Annotated in this window: 15 protein-coding genes; 9 read left to right on the top strand and 6 right to left on the bottom strand. The window is 62.9% G+C overall.

Features of this window, described 5'->3' with window-relative positions; all coding sequences use genetic code 11:
- Positions 1-50: 50 nt before the first annotated feature.
- Complete coding sequence (locus OKC29_RS16710; RefSeq protein WP_073351179.1) at positions 51-1223, bottom strand: MFS transporter; 1173 nt, start codon at positions 1221-1223, stop codon at positions 51-53.
- A 161-nt stretch (positions 1224-1384) separates the two neighbouring features.
- On the opposite strand from OKC29_RS16710, the gene OKC29_RS16705 reads away from it, so the two are divergent.
- Entirely contained in the window at positions 1385-2521 is a 1137-nt protein-coding gene (locus OKC29_RS16705) for a MalY/PatB family protein (protein WP_073351181.1), read from the top strand.
- Between the two features lie 262 nt (positions 2522-2783).
- A complete protein-coding gene (locus OKC29_RS16700) occupies positions 2784-4178 on the top strand; it encodes a TAXI family TRAP transporter solute-binding subunit (protein WP_162275752.1) in 1395 nt (464 codons plus the stop codon).
- A 70-nt stretch (positions 4179-4248) separates the two neighbouring features.
- Here OKC29_RS16700 and OKC29_RS16695 read toward each other — a convergent pair whose 3' ends face one another.
- The gene (locus OKC29_RS16695; protein WP_011706900.1) at positions 4249-5157 is read right to left on the bottom strand and encodes a LysR family transcriptional regulator; all 909 of its coding nucleotides are present in this window, start codon (positions 5155-5157) and stop codon (positions 4249-4251) included.
- Between the two features lie 188 nt (positions 5158-5345).
- Between OKC29_RS16695 and OKC29_RS16690 the strand changes: the two genes are divergently transcribed.
- The 4 genes from OKC29_RS16690 to ygjK all read left to right on the top strand — a co-directional run bounded on the left by OKC29_RS16690 (position 5346) and on the right by ygjK (position 10841).
- Complete coding sequence (locus OKC29_RS16690) at positions 5346-6602, top strand: adenylosuccinate synthetase (RefSeq protein WP_073351185.1); 1257 nt, start codon at positions 5346-5348, stop codon at positions 6600-6602.
- Between the two features lie 213 nt (positions 6603-6815).
- Positions 6816-7352, top strand: coding sequence for a YbhB/YbcL family Raf kinase inhibitor-like protein (locus OKC29_RS16685; RefSeq protein WP_041216398.1), 537 nt, complete (start codon positions 6816-6818; stop codon positions 7350-7352).
- A gap of 11 nt (positions 7353-7363) precedes the next feature.
- Complete coding sequence (locus OKC29_RS16680) at positions 7364-8176, top strand: helix-turn-helix transcriptional regulator (protein ID WP_073351187.1); 813 nt, start codon at positions 7364-7366, stop codon at positions 8174-8176.
- Positions 8177-8360: 184 nt separating this feature from the next.
- Entirely contained in the window at positions 8361-10841 is a 2481-nt protein-coding gene (ygjK, locus tag OKC29_RS16675) for an alpha-glucosidase (protein WP_073351189.1), read from the top strand.
- Positions 10842-10923: 82 nt separating this feature from the next.
- On the opposite strand, the gene tyrS is transcribed toward ygjK, so the two are convergent.
- Entirely contained in the window at positions 10924-12123 is a 1200-nt protein-coding gene (gene tyrS, locus OKC29_RS16670; protein WP_005303305.1) for a tyrosine--tRNA ligase, read from the bottom strand.
- A 114-nt stretch (positions 12124-12237) separates the two neighbouring features.
- On the opposite strand from tyrS, the gene OKC29_RS16665 reads away from it, so the two are divergent.
- On the top strand, positions 12238-13548 hold the full coding sequence (locus OKC29_RS16665; RefSeq protein ID WP_073351191.1) for a peptidoglycan DD-metalloendopeptidase family protein: 1311 nt from the start codon (positions 12238-12240) through the stop codon (positions 13546-13548).
- 16 nt (positions 13549-13564) lie between these two features.
- Positions 13565-14668: an anhydro-N-acetylmuramic acid kinase gene (locus tag OKC29_RS16660; RefSeq protein WP_073351193.1), complete on the top strand. Its 1104-nt coding sequence runs from the start codon at positions 13565-13567 to the stop codon at positions 14666-14668.
- Between the two features lie 126 nt (positions 14669-14794).
- On the opposite strand, the gene hchA is transcribed toward OKC29_RS16660, so the two are convergent.
- Positions 14795-15658, bottom strand: coding sequence for a glyoxalase III HchA (hchA, locus tag OKC29_RS16655; protein ID WP_073351195.1), 864 nt, complete (start codon positions 15656-15658; stop codon positions 14795-14797).
- A gap of 825 nt (positions 15659-16483) precedes the next feature.
- Here hchA and OKC29_RS16650 point away from each other — a divergent pair.
- A complete protein-coding gene (locus OKC29_RS16650) occupies positions 16484-17749 on the top strand; it encodes a RidA family protein (RefSeq protein ID WP_073351196.1) in 1266 nt (421 codons plus the stop codon).
- 146 nt (positions 17750-17895) lie between these two features.
- Here the strand turns inward: OKC29_RS16650 and OKC29_RS16645 are convergent, their stop codons facing one another.
- Together OKC29_RS16645 and tkt are read right to left on the bottom strand one after the other, a co-directional pair.
- Positions 17896-18297 (bottom strand): hypothetical protein, encoded by a 402-nt coding sequence (locus OKC29_RS16645; RefSeq protein ID WP_024945982.1) that lies wholly within the window; start codon positions 18295-18297, stop codon positions 17896-17898.
- A 409-nt stretch (positions 18298-18706) separates the two neighbouring features.
- Positions 18707-20698 (bottom strand): transketolase, encoded by a 1992-nt coding sequence (gene tkt, locus OKC29_RS16640; protein WP_016351585.1) that lies wholly within the window; start codon positions 20696-20698, stop codon positions 18707-18709.
- Positions 20699-20862 lie beyond the last annotated feature (164 nt).

Raw genomic sequence — 20862 nt, 5'->3', positions numbered from 1 at the left:
CATCAGACATTGAGGCGGGCCGACCCGCTCGCCCCCTCACCTTTTCAGCTTCAGACGTTCGGCACTCGCCAGCAGGCGGCCAGCGCCAGCAGCGCCAGCCCCATGGCCACCATGAAGACCCCGTGGAAACTCCAGATCTCCGCCACAGTCCCGGCGATCGCCCCCGCCATGATGGAGCCGGTGCGGATGCTGTTGGCGAACAGGGTGGTCGCCACCCCGGCGCGACCCGGCATCAGATCCTGGAAGTAGGACATGCCGATGCCGGCGACGATGCCGATGAAGATGGCGTTGAGCAGTTGCAGCGCAATGAGCGCATGCTGGCTCGACAGGGTCACCAGCCCCACGTAGAAACCGACCCCGGCCAGCACCGCCAGCAGCATCATGGGGCGCTTGCCAAAGCGCTGGGTGTAGTGGCCCGCCAGCAGCATGAAGGGGATCTCGAGGGCCGCCGCCGTGCCCATCAGCACCCCGGCCAGCTTCTCCTCCAGCCCCAGCTCGCGGGTGATGTAGAGCGGCATGTTGATGAGGTACATGCTGTTGCAGGTCCACATCAGGGTGGAGGCGATGAAGAGCGCCCGCACCGACGGATCCCGCCAGCTGCTGATCCGCTCCACCTCGCTGTCCATCACCGGCAGCGGCAGCGAGGGCAGCCAGCGCCACACCACGAAGGCGCAGAGCAGATAGGCCACTGCGGAGGCGAGGTACATCACCTCGAAGCCGTAGCCGATGGCCAGCGCGAAGGCGATGGGCGGCCCAATCACCCAGGCCAGCGAGAACTGGGCCCGCAGCACCGAGCTGAACATGTCGGCCCGCTTGTTGCGGCTGTCGGCATATTCACGCGCCAGCGCGAACAGCTGGGGACTGGCGGTGGCGGCCAGGCTCGCCAGCAGCACCCCCAGGCTCACCAGCAACCAGTACTGCCGGTTCCAGGCAAACAGCAGGGAGAGCACCACGCCGGCGAAGCAGCAGCGCAGGATCAGCCGCTTGCGATCCCCCTTGTTGTCGGAGCGATGGCCGAGCCACTGGCTGATGAGGATGCCAATCAGCGCGTTGACGGTATAGAAGAGCCCTACCAGGAAGGGGCGCACCTGCACCTCCTCGGCCAGGAACAGGCTCAAGGTGGGCACCTGCAGTGCCACCGCCACCCCGGTCATAAAGGTCACGGCCAGAAAAGAGAGAGAGACGGGGTCCGTCCTGTTGCGAGCGGCGGTCAGCAAGCGCATAGAATTACCACTGATTGGAGGGAAGAAAACTGGCCAAAATTCGGCAAGTGCATGAAATGGCGCTGCTTATTTTATGTCATTATCAAGAGCCACCTCAAGGCTTGCGACCCCGTCCCCGACCCCGTACAGTGAAAGCCCACTGGCCAGCATAAGGATTTCACATGTTTGATTTTGACCGGGAAATAGATCGCAGCGGCACCATGAGCCTGAAATGGGACAAGTACAAGGGACAGGACGTGCTGCCCATGTGGGTTGCCGACACCGACTTCGTCTCCCCCCCTGCCGTCATCGAGGCCCTCACCCAGCGTGTCGCCCACGGCATCTTCGGCTACTCGCGCCCCTCTCCCCGGCTAATCGAACTCATCATCGCGCGGCTGGCCAGCCGCTATGGCTGGACCATCCAGCCCGAATGGATCGTCTTCCTGCCCGGGGTGGTGCCCGGTCTCAACCTCGCCTGCAAGGCCTGGAGCCAGCACGGCCGTGGCATCATCACTCCCAAGCCGGTCTACTACCCCTTCCTGCAGGCGCCGGGCTTCAACGACCGACCGCTGCTCACCGTGCCCATGGTGGAAGAGGCCGGTCGCTGGGTGCTGGATATCGAGGAGCTGGAGCGCCAGGCACCGGCGGCGGATCTGCTGCTGCTGTGCAACCCGCACAACCCGGGCGGCACCGTGTTCACCCACGAGGAGCTGCTGGCCATCGACGCCATCGCCGAGCGCCACAACCTGGTGATCTGCTCCGATGAAATTCACTGCGACCTGCTGCTGGACAAGGACGCCCGCCATATCCCCTATGGCGCCATCAGCCCGGCGGCGGCCGAGCGCTCGGCGGTGATGATGGCCCCGAGCAAGACCTTCAACATCGCCGGGCTCTGCTGCTCCTTCGCGGTGGTGCCCAATGCCCGTCTGCGCCTCAAGCTGCAGCAGGCGATGCGCGGCATCAGCGCCGACGTCAACCTGCTGGGCTTCGTGGCGGCAGAGGCGGCCTACGAAGGGGGCGAGCAGTGGCTCAGCGAACAGCTCGACTACCTGGCCGCCAACCTGGCCCTGATCGAGCAGGCGGTCGCCCGCTGGCCCGGCATCGAGCTGGCGCGCCACCAAGCCACCTACCTCGCCTGGATTGACATGAGCGCGCTTGGGCTGGACGACCCCATCGCCTTCTTCGAGCAGGCCGGGGTGGGGCTCTCCCCCGGTGCCCAGTTTGGTGACGGCCAGTTCGTGCGGCTCAACTTCGGCTGCACCCGGGCCCGCCTCGTCGAGGCGCTGGCCCGCATGGAGAAGGCCATTCTGGCGCGCTGATCACGCGCTTTCTCCCTCATGGCCTCACCATATGGGCAGTGGCGGGGCCGGCAGCAGCCGGCCCCGCAATATATTGAAGTCAGCCAGATCCGTATCCGATCGCAATAGGGTATATTTTGGCAACATGCCGCCACGGCCCCGCAACCCGGGATGTCGATGGCGCCAAGTACGGTACAGTGCCGCCGCCAGCAGCTGGCGCGGCCGAATGCCAACCGGGATGGGCCAGCCCCATCCCTTTTATCAGCCATTGATCCGGTTCACTATGCCCCAACCAGCCTTGCACCCTCTGCCGACTCTGCTTCGCCGCACCCTGCCCTGGCTGGCAGCGGCCCTGGCGCTGCCCCTGCAGGCAGCCACGCCTGCCTATCTCACCATCGGTACTGGGCCCCTCAACGGCGTCTACTACCCGACCGGTGGCGCCATTTGCCGGCTGCTCAATGAAGAGACGGCCAGCCATGGCCTGCACTGCTCGGTGCAGAGCACCTCCGGCTCCCTTGCCAACCTGAAGGCGCTGCATCAAGGGAAAGTGCAGCTGGCGCTGGTGCAGTCCGATGTGGTGCACCACGCCGCCCACAGCACCGGCCCCTTCATGGGTCAGGCGCCGGACGACCAGCTGCGCAGCCTCTATCGGCTTCATCAGGAGTCGCTGACCCTGCTCGCCAGCGCCAACAGCAGCATCAACACCCTGGCCGACATCGAGGGCAAGCGGGTCGATCTGGGCAACCCGGGCTCCGGCGAGCACATCACCAGCCAGGCCCTGCTCGATGCCATGGGCTGGCAGGCCAAGAGCTTTGCCCCCGTCATCCCCGCCGCGGCCAACAACCGGCTGGAGGGGCTCTGTGACGGCACCCTGGACGCTGCCTTCGTGGTGGCGGGCCACCCCAATCAGGCCATCGGCGATCTTACCGGCCGCTGCAAGGCGCGCCTCATCCCCATCGAAGGGGAGCAGGTCGACGCGCTGCTCAAACAGCATCCCTACTATCAGCGCAGCCGCATCGGCGCCAACCTCTACCCGGGCCAGCCTAGCGGCGTCAACACCTTCGCCGTCACCGCCGAGCTGGTGGCGCTGGCCAGCCTGCCCGAGGGCGAGGTGCGCACCGTGCGCGACGTGCTGAGCGGGCGACTCAAGCAATTCACCCGCCTCCATCCGGCCCTCACCGCCCTCACCCTGGAGGGGATGCAGGGCGAGGCGGAAGTACCGCGCCACGCCGGCATGGCGGATGCCCCGCCCGCCCCCGCCCTGCTGCCCGAAGCCCTGAGCCCGGCTCCGGCCACCTCGGAAGCCCTGGCAACCTCAGCGGCGCAGCCCACCGAAGTGGAACACCCCGCTGGTGAAAACACGGCACAACCTGCCGGTGAAACGGGCGCCCCCTCCCCGGAAGGTACGCCCGCCACCTCGTCCGGACAGACCCCTGGCGCCCTGCTGCCGACCCCCTCGGCAGCCACAACTACCGAGCCGGGCGCGAGTAACGTGCTCGAAGGGGCCGCCGTGGAGCAGGGCGGCAAGCTGACGGGCACGGCCGCGCCAAGCCCCTCTGCCGTGATGAGCGGGGAACAACCCGCCTCGCCGGCGCCCGCCGAACCGGCATCGACAGTACCGGCACCGGCCGCACCGAGCACCGCCTCACCGACCGGGGACGGCGTGCCAGCCAAGTAAGACCGCCAAACAGCCACAACGACAGAGGCCACCCAAGGGTGGCCTCTTTTTGTTTCGATATTGGGTGGGCTCACGCCCTGGCGTCCGGCAACGGCTGCGGGCGCTGGATCTCCTGCTCCACCCAGTGCAGCAGTTGCTTGATGGCGCGCGACAGCACTTGGTTCTGGCGCACCACATAGCCAAGGCTGGTACCGGGGAAATCGGTGAGCCGGGTCACCGGGGCAGTCAGCTTGAGCCGCGGGTGAATCGAGAAGTCCGGCACTATGGCCACCCCGAAACCCGCCTCGGCCCAGTCGAGCTGGGCGTCCACGCTGCCTACTTCCATGATGCGACAGCTAGGCAGACCGAGCAGCGGCAAAGAGGGGTCGATAAGCGCCCGGGTGCGGGTGTCGTGGCCCAGCAGGATCAGGGTCGGCTCGTCGAGGGGATCGCTCTCCCCCGCCTTCGCCCGTGCCTGCCAACGAGCGAGACCGTGGCCCAGCGCGCACCAGGTCACCTGCTGCAACTCGGTGTAGAACAGCGGCTCGCTGCGCTTTTGCGCCATCACGAAGCCCAGATCCGCCTTGCCCGCCTTGACCAGCTCAGCAGCCTGATCCGAAGTGGTGTTGAACAGGGTGAGGTCGATGCCGGGGAACTCCTGCTTGAAGCGCTGAAAGGGTTGAATGAGCAGCAGGCGCGAGATGATGTCGCTGGCGGCGATGGCCAGCGTCCCCTGACTCAGCTGGTTGAGGGCGTTGAGATCGGACTGGCAGAGCTGCAGCTCGGCGATGGCGCGCTCGGCGCTTTGCAGCAGCCGCTCGCCGGCCTGGGTCAGCCGAAACGGACTGCGCTCGATGAGTTTGACCCGGGTGGCCTGCTCCAGATTCTTGAGGTGCAGGCTCACATTGGGCTGGGTCATGTGCAGTTCGGTGGCGGTCTGGCCGAAGTGCTGCAGCCGGGCCAGGGTGACGAAGGTGTGCAGCCAGTGAATATCCAGCATGGGGATCCTCTTGTGCCGCCACGGCCAAATTGGGTCCCTGAGGGGGATGCCGGCATGGCAGCGGGGCGGTTTGTCGATAAATTCACCGCAATTATATGACTCTCTTATCGGAATTATAAAGATAATTAATTTTTCTAATCCTACTGAGCCTCCTAGGATGATCGCCTAACGTCTTAGGAGAAAGAGTCATGTCGTCTATCGTAGTCGTAGGTGCCAACTGGGGTGATGAAGGCAAAGGCCGCATCGTGGATTATCTGGCAGGCCAAGCAGGCGCCAGCATTCGCTTCCAGGGCGGCAACAACGCCGGCCATACCGTCGTCAACGACCTTGGCACCTTCAAGCTGCACCAGGTTCCGAGCGGTGTGTTCAACCCGGATTGCCTGGTCGTACTCGGCCCTGGCATGGTGATCAGCCCCGAGAAACTGACCGTCGAGCTGGACGAAGTGAAAGCCTCCGGCGTCACTCCCAAGCTGGCCATCTCTGATCGCGCCACCCTCTGCCTGCCGCTGCACGCCATGGAAGATACCCTGGAAGAGCAGCGCCTGGGTGACGGCGCCTACGGTTCCACCCGTCAGGGCATCGCTCCCGCCTATGGCGATCGCGTCATGAAGAAAGCGATCCTGGTGGGCTGGCTGAAGCAGCCGGAAGTACTGGTCGAGCGCATTCAATTCTTCCTCGACTGGAAACTGCCGCAGCTCAAAGCGCTCTACCCGACCTTCGAATTCAACCAGACCGCCCAGGAGATGGCCGACTGGCTGCTGGAAGTGTCCGCACCCTGGATCGACTCCGTCTGCAACGTCAGCATGCCGCTCAAAGCGCTGCAGGCTGAAGGCAAGACCCTGCTGTTCGAAGCCCAGCTGGGCGCCGGCCGTGACCTGATCTACGGCGAATACCCCTGGGTGACCTCCTCCCACGTTTCCGGCGCCTATGCCGGCATCGGTGGCGGCCTGCCGGGTCTGCGTCCCGAGCGCGTCATCGCCGTCGCCAAGGCGTTCAGCACCTCCGTCGGTACCGGCACCCTGCTGACCGCCATGGAGAACCAGGACGAGTTCCGCAAGATCGCCAACGAGTTCGGCGCCACCACCGGTCGTCCCCGTGACGTCGGCTACTTCGACGCCGTTGCCACCAAGAACGGTGTCGAGCTGCAGGCTGCCAACGAAGTGGCGCTGACCAAGCTGGACTGCCTGACCGGTCTGCCGGATCTGAAGATCTGCGTCGCCTACGAAGGTGCCCACACCGAGAACCCGATCTGGCCGCAAACTGCCGGTCTGAAGCCGGTTTACGAAGTGATGGAAAGCTGGAGCGAAGACATCACCGGTTGCCGCACCTTCGAAGAGCTGCCTAAAGCGGCCCAGCAGTACGTACTGCGTATCGAAGAGCTGCTGGGCGTACCGGTGCCGATGGTCTCCGTCGGCCCGGGCCGTGACGAGATGATCCTGCGCTAAGTCGCGCGATCAGCTGTCAGCACAGTAAAAAACCGGCATCCAGGATGCCGGTTTTTTTATGCCCGGGCGCGCCACCCGCTTTCGTAGCCTTCACCAGCAATCAACACAACGACTCATATCATGGCAGCGAACAGGCCATATTGAGTGGTTGGGTCACTCACCTCTTCCCCCTCTTCGCTAGACTGATCCCATCATCCACCGAGGAGCCTCACCATGAAGATTGCCAAGCGTACCACCCTGCTCTCCCTGCTGTGCGTGGCGGCCCTGCCCGCCAGTGCCATGACCCTAAAGAGCAGCGACATCCACGAAGGCCAGCTGATGGACAAGGCCTTCAGCTTCAACGGCTTTGGCTGCAGCGGCGACAACCGCTCGCCCCAGCTGAGCTGGCAGGACCTGCCGGCCGGCACCAAGAGCGTCGCCATCACCGCCTATGACCCGGACGCGCCCACCGGCAGCGGCTGGTGGCACTGGCTGGTGGTGAACCTGCCGGCCAGTCAGAGCGAGCTACCGAGCAACGCCTCCGGCAAGCTCAAGCAGGGGCTGGAGCTTAAGACCGACTTTGGCAGCCAGGGTTACGGCGGCCCCTGCCCGCCCGCCGGCCACGGCATGCACCGCTACCAGTTCACCGCCTGGGCCCTGCCCCAGGCCCTGGAGGTGAAGGCAGACACCCCGCCCGCCATGGTAGGCTACATGCTCAATAGCATGGCCCTTGGCAAGGCCACCCTGACCGCCACCTTCGTCACCCCCTAGGAGCCAGCCGGATGAGCACGCCGCTGCTGCAACTGCACCACTATCTCGGGATCCGCCAGCAGCCGCTGCACCGGGTGCTCATCTACGCCCCCACCATCATCTGGGTGGAGCAGGGTCACAAGCAGTTGTGGTGGCAGGAGAAGCGTTTGGCATTCGATCAGGCGAGCTGGCTGCTGATCCCGGCCGGTCACCAGCTCACCTTCGTCAACCAGCCGGAGCAGGGCAAGTTTCGCTCCCGCGCGCTGACCCTGCTGACCCCGCCCCCCGTCGAATGGCTCAGCGCCGCCCAGGCCGGCCCGCTCAGGGAGCCGCGCCTGGCGGTCAGTCCGGCGCTGGCCTTCTGTTTCGAGCTGGTCTGCTCCATGGCGGATCGGCGACTCCATGAGGCCACCCAGGCCCAGCTGCTGCAGGGCTTCTATGCCGAGCTGCAGGCCGCCGGCGGGCTCGACCTGCTGTTTCCCGCCCATACCATGACCCTCGGCGAGCGGCTGGCCCGCTACCTTGGGGTGGAGCCGGACGCCGATCACACCCTGGAGGGGGTCGCACCGCACTTCGCCATGAGCCGCGCCTCCATGGCGCGCAAGTTGGCCGCCGAGGGGCGCAGCTTTCGCCAGCTGCTGACCCAGGTGCGCATGAGCCACGCCCTCACCCTGCTGCAGCAGGGTCTGGCACCGCTGGAGACGGCCCTGGCCTGTGGCTACGACTCACCCAGCCGCTTTGCCGCCCGCTTCAAGCAGGAGTTCGGCCTGACCCCCTATCAATACCTGCGCACCTGCCCCTCCTCTCTCTCGCTGGCTGCCGCCAGACAAGTAAATAGTTACTAAAATACCAAGCTATGTAACCTCGTGTAACCGGGTGATCCGGCTCACACCAGCCCCTCCCGCACTGTGACACAGCGCCAATAATCCCCTCAAAATCGCCCTATAATGGCTCTCGCAAACGCTTTCACTAAAACAATCACTAAAAAACACCTTCATTAACCTACAAAAACTGTCATTGGAGCGAGAGATGTTTCGTAAAAGTTTACTGTCCGTCACCCTGAGCGTCGCCCTGTTCGGCCTCACTGCCTGTAACGGCAATGACTCCAGCAGCCCGACCGCCCCCAGCGCCACCCTGGCGAACCAGTATCAGAACGTGATCGACCGCAGCGGCACCCCGCTCCAGTTCCGTGACTTTGACAGCTACGCCAACCTCAAATACAACCCGCTGCTCGATCTCGGTGCCTGGCACGGCTTCCTGCTGCCCGCCAGCGACAGCGAGTGGGGCGGCTTTACCGGCCCCATGGTCATCGCCGAGGAGTACAGCCTGTTCTTCGCCAGCGAGTTGGACAAGCTGACCCTGAGCGACGAGAGCGGCCGCGCCTTCCCGCTCACCAGCGCCAGCAAGCAGGCGCTGTACGCCATCCCGGGGGCGCTGGTGCAGCGCTTCGAATTCGAACCCTTCACCCTGGAGCTGGAGCTGCGCTACGGCGATGCCCGTACTGCGCTGGTTCGCACACGCCTCATCAACCACACTGACGCCCCCCTCACCCTCAAGCTCAACTGGCAGGGGGAGCTGCTCAACCAGTGGGATGCCAACAAGACGGTCGCCGAGCAGTACCCCGCCTGGACCCGCACCATCAGCCAGACCGAGCGCGGCGTGGCATTCCAGTTCGGCAAACTGCGCAGCACCTGGAACATCATGCAAAGCGGCAGCGCCAGCTACCGCATCGATCGCACCCTGCCGAGTCGCACCACCCTCGACGAGCAGGGGCTCGGCTACGTGAGCGAGGCCAGCCTCACCCTGGCCGCCAAGGGCCAGCAGGATATCTACACCCTGCAGAGCTATGTCCACAGCAGTGCTGAAGCGAGTCGTTTCGAGCAGAGCCGCCAGGCGCTGCTGGCCGACCCCGCCAGCCATTTCGACGACTCCATCCGCCGCTGGGAGGATTACCTGGCGCGCGGCCTCTCCAATCAGGGGATCCCGGAATCGGAGCGGCGCATCGCGGTCAAGGCGATGGAGACCCTCAACGGCAACTGGCGCTCACCGGCCGGCGCCATCCTGCACGACGGAGTGACCCCCTCCAACACCGCCCGCTGGTTCGACGGGGTCTGGGCCTGGGACAGCTGGAAGCACGCCTACGCCATGGCCCACTTCAACCCGGAAGTGGCCAAGAACAACGTGCGCGCCATGTATGACTACCAGATCCAGGCCGATGACCCGGTCCGGCCGCAGGATGCCGGCATGGTGATCGACGCCGTCTTCTACAACAAGCTCGCCGATCGCGGTGGCGACGGCGGCAACTGGAACGAGCGCGACACCAAGCCGCCCCTCTCCGCCTGGGCCATCTGGGAGATCTACAGCGCCACCCAGGACAAGGCCTTCATCGCCGAGATGTATCCGAAGATCCAGGCCTATCACGACTGGTGGTATCGGGCGCGGGACAACAACCGCAACGGCATCATCGAATATGGCGCCACCCGCCACGTCGAGCACAACGACGAGTTCGGCAACATCACCTTCAAGGTGCAGTACCCGACGGGGGCACCGGTCGGGCTGGATCTGTCGAGCTGTACCAATGAAGGAGATGGCTGGTATGGCTGCGCCGGCATGGCGCTCTATCAGCAGGTATTGAGCGTTGGCGGCTACGCCGACATGGATATCGGCGCCCAGCACGGCGCCGGCTGGGAGTCCGGCATGGACAACGCCGCCCGCTTCGGCTTTATCGAGCCGGCTCAGCTCAAGCGCTATGCCGACAAGACCTATGGCGGCGACATGGCCAAGGCGCGCCAGGACTGGAACGTCTTCTTCTTCGAAAACCATCAGGACGACGGCAGCCTCATCGGCTTCTCCATCGATCAGGAGTCGGTGGAGCTCAACGCCTTCCTCGCCAAGGAGAAACGCATCCTGGCCGACATGGCCGAGCTGCTCGGCAAGCCGGACGAGGCGAGCCGCTACCGCGAAGGGGCGACCCAGCTGGCCGGCTATATCAACAGTTGCCTGTTCGATGAGGCCTCCGGCTTCTATTACGACCGCCAGATAGCCCAGGGGGATCTGCCCGACGCCAACGGCTGCGTCGGCAAGCTGTTGACCGCCCGCGGCCGCGGCCCGGAAGGATGGAGCCCGCTCTGGGCCGAGGTGGCAGACAAGGAGAAGGCGGCGCGGGTGCGCGAGGTGATGCTCAATGCCCAGGAGTTCAACACCAAGGTGCCGCTCGGCACGGCGGCGCTGACCAACCCGGCCTACGACCCCGACATCTACTGGCGCGGCCGGGTCTGGCTGGATCAGTTCTACTTCGGGGTGAAGGGGCTGGAGAACTACGGCTATCGCAGCGATGCCCAACAGCTCGTCAACAAGCTGTTTGCCAACGCCGAGGGGCTAGCGGGCAGCGGCCCAATCCGCGAGAACTACAACCCGGAGACCGGCGCCATGCAGGGGGCCAGCAACTTCAGCTGGAGCTCGGCCCACCTCTACATGCTCTATCGCAACTTCCTGAAAACCGAGGGTTGATCCCAACCGACCCGGTCAATGACCCAACAAAAAGGCCTCCGCAAGGGAGGCCTTTCTTATAGTGGTACCAGGGGCTGGCGACTTACTTGACGGTCACCCGGGCAAACTTGCGCTTGCCGACCTGATAGACGGCGGTGCCGGCACCGATGAGTGCCTTGCCATCGTCCAGCTTCTCGCCATCAACCTTGACCGCGCCCTGCTTGATCATCCGCAGCGCTTCGGAAGTGGTGGCCACCAGATCGGCGTCTTTGAGCAGGTTGGCGATGGCCAGCCCTTCGCCTTCCAGTGCCAGCTCGACTTCCGGCATTTCGTCCGGAATGGCGTTCTTGGAGAAGCGCTGGGTGAAGTCTTCGTGGGCCGCTTCGGCTGCCGCTTCGTCGTGATAACGGGCGATGATCTCTTTGGCCAGCCAGATCTTCACGTCACGCGGGTTGAGGGTACCGGCGGCGATGCCCGCCTTGAACTCTTCAATTTCAGCCAGCGGACGGAAGGAGAGCAGCTCGTAGTAATTCCACATCAGATCGTCGGTGATGGACATGATCTTGCCGAACATCTCGCCCGGGGCGTCGTGCACGCCGATGTAGTTGGCAGCGGACTTGGACATCTTCTTGACGCCGTCCAGGCCCACCAAGAGCGGCATCATCAGCACGCACTGGGTCGCCATGCCGGCATCTTTTTGCAGCTCGCGGCCCATCAGCAGGTTGAACTTCTGATCGGTACCGCCCAGCTCGACGTCCGCCTTCAGCGCGACCGAGTCATAGCCTTGCAGCAGCGGATAGAGGAATTCGTGAATGGCGATGGACTGGCCGTTGCTGTAGCGCTTCTTGAAGTCATCGCGCTCCATCATGCGGGCCACGGTCTGCTTGGCCGCCAGCTTGATCATGCCGGTCGCGCCCAGCTCGCTCAGCCAGGTCGAGTTGTACTCGATGCGGGTCTTGGCGGGATCGAGGATCTTGAACGCCTGCTCGGCATAGGTGAGGGCGTTGTGCTTGATGGCCTCTTCGGAGAGCGGCGGACGGGTGGCGTTCTTGCCGGAGGGGTCACCCACCATGGCGGTGAAGTCACCGATCAGCAGGATCACTTCATGGCCCAGATCCTGGAAGGTCTTCAGCTTGTTGAGGATCACGGTATGACCCAGATGAATGTCGGGAGCCGTCGGGTCCATCCCCAACTTGATGCGCAGCGGGCGCCCTTCCTTCAACTTGGCGACCAGTTCTTCTTCCACCAGAATTTCTTCCGCTCCGCGCTTGATCTCGGCTAGCGCCACCTCGAGCTGGGACATTTTTTGACTCTCCAATCACGATTCCACAGGGCCAGACATATTACTGGAATGGCGGGCCAATTGGAAAGGCGGTAAACTCCGACATTCTTCCCGGCTCAACTTCGTCTGCTTCTCATGGTCATTTGGCACGCCTTCAACTCTCTCCCTCACTGGCACCGCAAGATGGTGCTGATCCTGAGCATCATGGTGATGATGCTGGCGGCCTGGCCCAGCGAACAGGCGGTCGCCACCCGGGTCGATGACAACGGCAACGAGCTGGCCATGGAGCAGCAGGTCGACGAGGAGGCGCTGCTGGCCGAAGCCAAGCCCGTCACCCCCCCCAAGCCGAGCTACATCACCAAGCAGGTGAAGGTACGCAGCGGCGACAACATGGGGGTCATCTTCCAGCGCCTCGGCCTCAGCACCACGGATCTGCACCTCATCGACCAGCTCGAGGGCACGGATACCCTGCGCCTGCTCAAGCCAGGCCAGGAGCTCACCTTCAAGCTCACCAAGGGCGGCGAGCTGCACAGCCTCTACTACCCCCACAGCCTGGAGCAGGCGCTCAAGGTGAGCCGCAAGGCCGACAGCTTCGTGGCCAGACCGGTCAAACTCGAACTCGACACCCGCGAACAGGTGGCCAAGGGCGAGATCCGCTCCAGCTTCTGGGGCGCCGCCGTCGACGCCGGCATGACCGAGGATCAGATCATGGACTTGGCCGCCATCTTCGGTTGGGACATCGACTTCGCCCAGGACCTGCAGCCGGGCGACAGCTTCCGGGTGGTCTACGAAGAGAAGTACCAGGATGACGAGCGGGTTGCCTCCGGCGACATCCTGGCCGCCGAGTTCGTCAACCAGGGTGCCACCTATCGCGCCGTGCTGAACGAGGACGGCAACTACTACACCCCGGATGGCAAGGCGATGCGCAAGAGCTTCCTGCGCGCGCCGGTCAACTTCAAATACATCAGCTCCAACTTCAATCCGCGCCGGCTGCACCCGGTCACCGGCAAGGTGCGCCCCCACAACGGCATCGACTACGTGGCGCCGGTGGGCACCCCCATCATGGCGGCGGGCTCAGGCAGCGTGGTGGCCGCCGGCTACAACCAGTTCAACGGCAACTACGTCTTCATCAAGCACGCCGGCAACTACGTGACCAAGTACCTGCACCTCTCCAAGCGCACCGTCAACAAGGGGCAGCGCGTGAAGCAGGGCCAGACCATCGGCAATCTGGGGGGGACCGGACGGGTCACCGGGCCACACCTGCACTATGAGTTCGTGGTGGGCGGCGTGCACAAGAACCCGCGCACCCTCAACCTGCCACAGGCGGAGACGCTGAGCGGACGGGCGCTGGCCAACTTCAAGGCGCAGGCCATGCCCCAGCTGGCCAAGCTGGACAGCCCGGAGCTGCAGCTGGCCCAGAACAAGCGGGCCAACGGCGGCAATTGACCCACAAGGAGCAGTCATGAGCGAGCGTTATATAGGCTTGATGTCCGGTACCAGCATGGACGGTATCGATGCCGTGCTGGTGCTGATCGAGGGGGATGAACTGCGGGTCGAGGCTGCCTTCAGCCACCCCTGGCCCACCGCGCACGAGCTGCACGCCCTCTGCACCCCGGGCGACAACGAGATCGACCGCATGGGGGTCGCCGACAACCTGGTCGCCCGCGAGTTTGCCGCCGCCACCCACGCCCTGCTGGCCAAAGCGGGGCTGACTCCCAAAGATATTCGCGCCCTCGGCAGCCACGGCCAGACCATCCGCCACCGCCCCCAGCTCGGCTTTACCCTGCAGATCGGCAACGCGGCCCTGCTGGCGGCGCTGACCGGCATCGATGTGGTGGCCGACTTTCGCACCATGGACATGGCCCTCGGCGGCCAGGGGGCGCCGCTGGTGCCCGCCTTCCATCAGGCTTTCTTTGCCCGCCCCGGCGCCCTGCGGGTGGTGCTCAACCTCGGTGGCATCGCCAATATTTCGGTGCTGCCGGGTCAGGCAGACGGCGTCTATGGCTTTGATACCGGCCCGGCCAATACCCTGCTCGACGGCTGGTATCGCCGCCATCACCCCCAGGGGGCCGGTTACGATGCCGGCGGCCAGTGGGCGGTCAGCGGCCAGCTTATCCCTGCACTGCTGGAGCAGTTGCTGGCTCACCCCTACTTTACTGCCCCCCACCCCAAGAGCACCGGGCGGGAGATGTTTACCCTCGACTGGCTCGATGGCGAGCTCGCCGGCCACGCCCATGCCCCGGCGGATGTGCAGCGTACCCTGCAGGCGCTCACCTGCCACAGCATCGCCCGCCAGCTGCCCACACTGGCGGATGCGCAGAGCCGGCCCGAGCTGTATGTCTGCGGCGGCGGCGCCCATAACGCCCCGCTGCTGGCGGAGCTGGCCAGCCTGCTGCCCGGCTGGCGCATCGCCAACACGGCCGAGCTGGGGATCGCTCCCGACTGGATGGAAGGCGCGGCGTTTGCCTGGCTGGCGCAGCGCTTTATTCACCGCCAACCCGGCAACCTGCCGGCCGTCACCGGTGCCAGCCGCCCGGCGATACTGGGTGCCCTTTATCCCGCCTGAGCCATACCCGGTCTCCAAGGCGCCGTCTGACCCAATAGAGCAGGGCCGTCACGAGACGGCCCTGCAGTTTTATTTCTTGCCTGATTTCCTGCCTGTTCTGCCAGCCCCTCTTGCCAGGGCGTGACGCTATTGGCGGCTCACCGCCCCCAGCAGGGTAGTGGCGGCCAGCTTGCCGAGCGAATTGCCAGCCAGCGGGCTGTCACCGGTCAGCAGATTGCGATCCCGGCACACCTCCCCCGAGATGCCGCTGTTGACGATCTCAAACCCCATCCCCTTGAGCCGCTCGCCAAACTTCCAGGTGAGCCGGCTCGGCATGTAGCCGATCGCCGGCGTCTGCTCATCCAGCGCATCGGGGAAGGCGCAGATCCGGTAGCCGGCGAAGGTGTGCGGATTGGCTACCGCCAGCAAGGCCGCCGGCCCGTGGCAGAGGGTGATGATGAAACGCTCGTGGGCCATCGCCCACTCCAGCAGCGCCTTGACCTCGGCGCTCTCGGGCAGCCCCATCAGGGCACCGTGCCCGCCGGGAATAAACACGCCGAGGTAGTCCGAATCGGGGGCCTGCACCTGGGCCAGCAGATCCGCCAGTTTGGCGGGCTGGCGAAACTGCCCCTGATATTTGCCATAGAGCCCCACCACCGCCTCATCCTCCGTCGGCATGGCCCACCACTCGAACTTGACCGGATTGCCCGACAGAGTAGCCACTTCAAAGGCAAAGCCCGCCTTGTCGAGGTGATACATGGGCAGCAGGGTTTCCACCGGGTGGTTGCCGGTAGAGAACAGGGTGCCGTTGTCGGTGGGCAGATAGCGCTCATCGGCCCCGATCAGCAGGATCTTCCAGCGGCCACCGCGATAGGGGGCGGGATAATCGGCCCCCGCCAGATCCGACTTGCGCGAAGTGAACTGGCTCAATGAATAGGGGGAAGGGAAAAAGGCATTCTGCTCCGCCGGATCCGGGGTCGGTTGCTTGTCGTCAATCAGCTTCTCGGTCATGGGACTCTCTCCATCATGGGTTGACTCGCTCACACAGTATTGGCTGCCAGGGGCCGGGTAAATGCGCAGCGCCCTTCCCTCTGACAGGGCGCTGACGCACGGCGCCCACGCAGCCAGGCCCTGTTCGCAGCGCTGAAAATATATGGCATATGCAGGGTGGCGTCCTGCCCGCCTGGTTGCCGCATCCGGCAGTGAATGGCGCCCCTCATTTCCATCCGCTCCTGCCACCCCAGCTTACTGCCATGCAGATGGGCTGAATGTTATTTCAATGGCTCTCTTTCGGCTCACTTCAGGCATATTTTTGGCCTTATGAAAAGCCCTTCACCAGGCTGAAAAATAAATAGCTATGCAAAACCGGGATAATATCCTGCAAGTTGGTCAGAATTATTAACCTGGGATTTACAGCTGGTAACCTGAATCGGCGCTAATAAAGGCGCCATCAGCCGCCTGCATGGCAAAAAGTGGGAGCGCCATCACCTTTATTGGTCATTCTGGTCATGCATTGAATAGCAAAGTGAATATATTTCACTCTGTTGAGCCACCTCATAGAAACCGGATCCCGGTTTGCATCCGCTGGCGAACGCCCCCTAGAATCCTCCCGTCTGAATCATCAAGCCGATTTATTTCTCCCTTATCCGTTTGCACGCGCCGGCGGCACCGGCACAAGGCTTTACACAGTGATGACCATGGTCCCTTGCCCCGTCGCCCTGCGGCGGGAACGGGCAACTGTTGCCGCCATCATGGGTATCGCCCTGCGTGACGCATTCGGCCAGGGAAGATCAACGCGGCCTGACCCTACATCAAAAACGAAAAAGGAGTATCGCCATGAGTGGTACCATCATCAAGTCAGCCAGAAATACCGCCAATGCACCGCAGGATCTGAGCCCCAGCACCCAGAGCGTGGCGTTCTCCCACTACAACAATATCTCCGCCCAGCTGCCGGTCGACCCGAAAACGGGCGCACTAATCGCAGGGGATATCAAGGCGCAGGCCAGACAGTGCCTCACCAATATCAAGGCCATCGTCGAGAGCATCGATCATGTGATGGATGACGTGGTCAAAATCACGGTATTTCTCAAAGAGATTGCCGATCTCGACGCGGTCAACGCCGTCTATGGCGAGTTCTTCCCCCACCTGCTGCCGACCCGCACCGTGCTGGCGGTGGCCGGTCTGCCGCTCGGCGCCGCCGTGCAGATGGACGCGCTCATCTCCAACGGCGAAGGCACCTTCCCGCAGGCCCCCTGCCCGCTGCTGAAGCTCTCCCGCAACAGCGACAAGGCGCCGCAGGATCCGCTCTCGACCCATACCGTCGCCTTCTCCCACTACAACAATATCGGTGCCCAGCTGCCGGTCGATGCCGCGTCGGGCCAGCTGGTCGCCGGTGGTATCCAGCAGCAGGCTGGCCAGTGCCTGCGCAACATCAAGCACGTGCTGGAGAGCATCGATGTGCCGTTTGACGATATCGTCAAGGTCACCGTCTATCTGACCAGCCTGGCCGATCTGGACGCCGTCAACGAGGTCTACACCACCTTCTTCCCGGACTCCGCCATTGCCCGTGCCGTCGCCTACCTGCCGGCGCGCAGCGTGATCGTGGCCTCCGCCCTGCCGCTCGGCGCCCGGGTGCAGATGGATGCGGTCATCTCCCACGGTGACGGCACCCCGCCACAGCTGGTGGAAGACAGACACAATCTGGTGATCAGCGCCCGCAATACCGACAAGGCGCCGCGCAGCCCCCTGCACACCCAGACCGTCGCCTTCTCCCACTACAACCATATCACCGGCCAGCTGCCGGTTGATCTGGCCACCGGCAGGATCCTGACCGGTTGTGTCAAGGAGCAGACCGCCCAGTGCCTCGGCCATATCAAGACCATCGTCGAGAGCATCGGCCACGTGATGGACGATATCGTCAAGGTCAATATCCAGGTGAAGAACATCGCGGATCTGGCGGACGTGGATGCCATCTACACCAAATACTTCCCGGCCTATCTGCCCGCCCGCACCGTGATTGGCGTGAGCGAGCTGCCCGCCGGCGCCCTGGTGCAGATTGATGCGGTGATGTCCAATGCGGAAAGTACCCCGCCGCAGGCGTAAGATTTGTTTTAAATAATAAAAAGAGACCGGCTAATGGCCGGTCTCTTTTTTGGTAACAGGAAGGGATATTATTTTTATGGCATCGACGCAGATGCGCGAACGTTCGATGAGGCTTCGCTAATCGAACCTTGCGGGCCAATAACACGCTATCGAATATGGTGCTTCAGTTCAGCTTCCCACTGTTTGAACAATGTAAAGTCACCCTCGGCTCGACTCTTGGCAGCCGTGAACCATTGCACTCCTACCTCATCAGAATGCCTGAACTCCAACCGAAACTCATACTTGGTACTTATCACCAGTGCCAGACATGCACCAATCAAAAATGCGATAGCAGGAAGAATCCACGTAATAACCTGACCTTGTGCATCCGTTGGCACAAATATGAACAGTAAACTGGAAGCAATGGCTCCCAACATAATCATATTGAGTATTTTATCTTTCCAGGAAAGGACCCGAACCTGTACGTTCGATATTCTTCCCAGATCGTAGCTGTCCTTATTTACTTGTAGTTTCTGTGCTGACTGATTGATGACAATGGAACAAGACATGGGAAACTCCATTTCAGATATACGTCACATGACATTTTTATAATCAAGAACTCTTCATGAGAAACTGACCACCATCCCGACAACCCTGCTGCATGACACCAAGCAGCCAGCAACCATCAAATAGCCCGAACGTTGCCAACCAGGCTTGTTCAATGGACGCTACCGAATATTGGTTTATGCCTTGTAATGACGGGGTAAGCCGCCCAACATGGTATCGTATGACGCCAAACTTGAAAGCAAATTCAAAAGAAAAAGCGAGATTGATCAAGTAATCGATCTGAATACCTCCCGTATCGGCTCACACGCTATTTCGCCATCCCCAAGCAGCCATAAAAAACGCCCCCCATCTTGCGATGGAGGGCGTTTTACCGTTCCGGCTATTGAGTCAGCTTGACCCAATATTCAGCGATTACAGGGATTCAGCAGTCGCAACCACGTTTTCCACGGTAAAGCCGAATTCCTTGAACAGCAGCTCGGCCGGTGCGGACTCACCGAAGGTGGTCATACCGATGATCTTGCCGCCGAAACCGACGTACTTGTACCAGTAGTCGGCGATGCCGGCTTCGATGGCCACACGCTTGGTGACGGAGGCCGGCAGGACGGACTCTTTGTACTCGGCAGACTGGGCATCGAACACGTCGGTGGCCGGCATGGAGACCACGCGCACGGCACGGCCCTTGGCAGTCAGCTGCTCATAGGCGGCAACGGCCAGTTCCACTTCGGAACCGGTGGCGATCAGGATCAGCTCAGGCTTGCCAGCGCAATCCTTCAGCACGTAGCCACCCTTGGCGGTATCGGCCAGTTGCTGGGCGCTGCGGTCCATCTGGGCCAGGTTCTGACGAGAGAAGATCAGCGCAGTCGGGCCGTCGGTACGCTCGATGGCGTGCTTCCAGGCGATGGCGGATTCAACCTGGTCACACGGACGCCAGGTGCTCATGTTCGGGGTCAGACGCAGGGAGGCGATCTGCTCGACCGGCTGGTGAGTCGGGCCATCTTCACCCAGACCGATGGAGTCGTGGGTATAAACGAAGATGGCACGCTGCTTCATCAGGGCGGCCATGCGCAGGGCGTTGCGGGCGTATTCCATGAACATCAGGAAGGTGGCGCCGTAGGGGATGAAACCACCGTGCAGGGCGATACCGTTCATGATGGCGGACATGCCGAACTCGCGTACACCGTAGTGGATGTAGTTGCCGGAGGCATCGTCGTTGGTCAGGGACTTGGAACCGGACCACATGGTCAGGTTGGACGGCGCCAGGTCGGCAGAACCACCCATGAACTCCGGCAGCAGCTTGCCGAAGGCTTCCAGCGAGTTCTGGGAGGCTTTGCGGGTCGCGATCTTGGCCGGGTTGGCTTGCAGGGTTTCGATGATCTTGGCGGATTCAGCGGCCCAGTTGGCCGGCAGCTCGCCAGCGGTACGGCGCTTGAATTCGGCAGCCAGGGTCGGGTGAGCAGCTTCATAGGCGGCGAACTTGGCAGCCCAGTCGGCTTCCAGTTTGGCGCCCTTCTCCTGACCGTTCCACTCGGCAGCGATGTCGGACGGGATAACGAACGGCGCGTGGTCCCACTTCAGGAAGGCACGGGCGGCGGCGATCTCGTCGTTGCCCAGCGGTGAGCCGTGGCAGTCGTGGGAACCGGACTTGTTCGGGGAACCGTAACCGATGATGGTGCGGCAGCAGATCAGGGTCGGCTTGCCGGTCTCGGCCTTGGCGGCTTCGATGGCAGCGTTGATCGCTTCCGGGCTGTGGCCGTCAACGGCGGCAATCACGTGCCAGCCGTAGGCTTCGAAGCGCTTGACGGTGTCGTCGGTGAACCAGCCTTCCACGTGACCGTCGATGGAGATGCCGTTGTCATCCCAGAACGCGATCAGTTTGCCCAGTTGCAGGGTACCGGCCAGGGAGCAGGCTTCGTGGGAGATACCTTCCATCAGGCAGCCGTCGCCCATGAAGGCGTAGGTGTAGTGGTCAACGATGTCGTGACCCGGCTGGTTGAACTGCTCGGCCATGGCCTTCTCGGCGATCGCCATGCCGACGGCATTGGTGATGCCCTGGCCCAGCGGACCGGTAGTGGTTTCAACGCCCGGCGCGTAACCGTACTCCGGGTGACCCGGGGTGCGAGAGTGCAGCTGGCGGAAGTTTTTCAGATCGTCGATGGAGAGGTCATAACCGGAGAGGTGCAGCAGGGAGTACAGCAGCATGGAGCCGTGGCCGTTGGAGAGAATGAAACGGTCGCGGTCGGCCCACTTGGGGTTGTTCGGGTTATGTTTGAGGTGGCTGCGCCACAACACTTCGGCGATATCCGCCATTCCCATGGGGGCGCCCGGGTGACCGGAGTTGGCTTTTTGAACGGCATCCATACTCAATGCGCGAATGGCATTGGCAAGCTCTTTACGAGAAGGCATCTGTATCTCCTGCGATTGCTTCATTTGATGGCCAAGATTAAGGCGCGTTATTGTCCCAGCAGGGGGCGCGGCGTGCAAATATTATCTGGGCGAATAAAGTGGCTTTGGGAGCTCAATCGCTTTTCTTGACAGGGCAAACGATTGAGCCGTAACCGCTTTACACC

The sequence above is a fragment of the Aeromonas sp. QDB34 genome (assembly GCF_027705405.1).
In the GTDB taxonomy this organism is placed as follows: Bacteria; Pseudomonadota; Gammaproteobacteria; order Enterobacterales; family Aeromonadaceae; genus Aeromonas; species Aeromonas hydrophila.
This window is presented reverse-complemented; position numbering and strand designations above follow the sequence as displayed.

Bases quoted from the DNA above. Each gene is read 5' to 3' on its own strand.
- hchA (WP_073351195.1), bottom strand. From the start codon at position 15,658: ATGACCGAGAAGCTGATTGACGACAAGCAACCGACCCCGGATCCGGCG.
- OKC29_RS16690 (WP_073351185.1), top strand. From the start codon at position 5,346: ATGTCGTCTATCGTAGTCGTAGGTGCCAACTGGGGTGATGAAGGCAAA.
- OKC29_RS16650 (WP_073351196.1), top strand. From the start codon at position 16,484: ATGAGTGGTACCATCATCAAGTCAGCCAGAAATACCGCCAATGCACCG.
- OKC29_RS16665 (WP_073351191.1), top strand. From the start codon at position 12,238: ATGGTCATTTGGCACGCCTTCAACTCTCTCCCTCACTGGCACCGCAAG.
- OKC29_RS16645 (WP_024945982.1), bottom strand. From the start codon at position 18,297: ATGTCTTGTTCCATTGTCATCAATCAGTCAGCACAGAAACTACAAGTA.
- tkt (WP_016351585.1), bottom strand. From the start codon at position 20,698: ATGCCTTCTCGTAAAGAGCTTGCCAATGCCATTCGCGCATTGAGTATG.
- OKC29_RS16695 (WP_011706900.1), bottom strand. From the start codon at position 5,157: ATGCTGGATATTCACTGGCTGCACACCTTCGTCACCCTGGCCCGGCTG.
- OKC29_RS16680 (WP_073351187.1), top strand. From the start codon at position 7,364: ATGAGCACGCCGCTGCTGCAACTGCACCACTATCTCGGGATCCGCCAG.
- ygjK (WP_073351189.1), top strand. From the start codon at position 8,361: ATGTTTCGTAAAAGTTTACTGTCCGTCACCCTGAGCGTCGCCCTGTTC.
- tyrS (WP_005303305.1), bottom strand. From the start codon at position 12,123: ATGTCCCAGCTCGAGGTGGCGCTAGCCGAGATCAAGCGCGGAGCGGAA.
- OKC29_RS16710 (WP_073351179.1), bottom strand. From the start codon at position 1,223: ATGCGCTTGCTGACCGCCGCTCGCAACAGGACGGACCCCGTCTCTCTC.
- OKC29_RS16685 (WP_041216398.1), top strand. From the start codon at position 6,816: ATGAAGATTGCCAAGCGTACCACCCTGCTCTCCCTGCTGTGCGTGGCG.
- OKC29_RS16700 (WP_162275752.1), top strand. From the start codon at position 2,784: ATGCCCCAACCAGCCTTGCACCCTCTGCCGACTCTGCTTCGCCGCACC.
- OKC29_RS16705 (WP_073351181.1), top strand. From the start codon at position 1,385: ATGTTTGATTTTGACCGGGAAATAGATCGCAGCGGCACCATGAGCCTG.
- OKC29_RS16660 (WP_073351193.1), top strand. From the start codon at position 13,565: ATGAGCGAGCGTTATATAGGCTTGATGTCCGGTACCAGCATGGACGGT.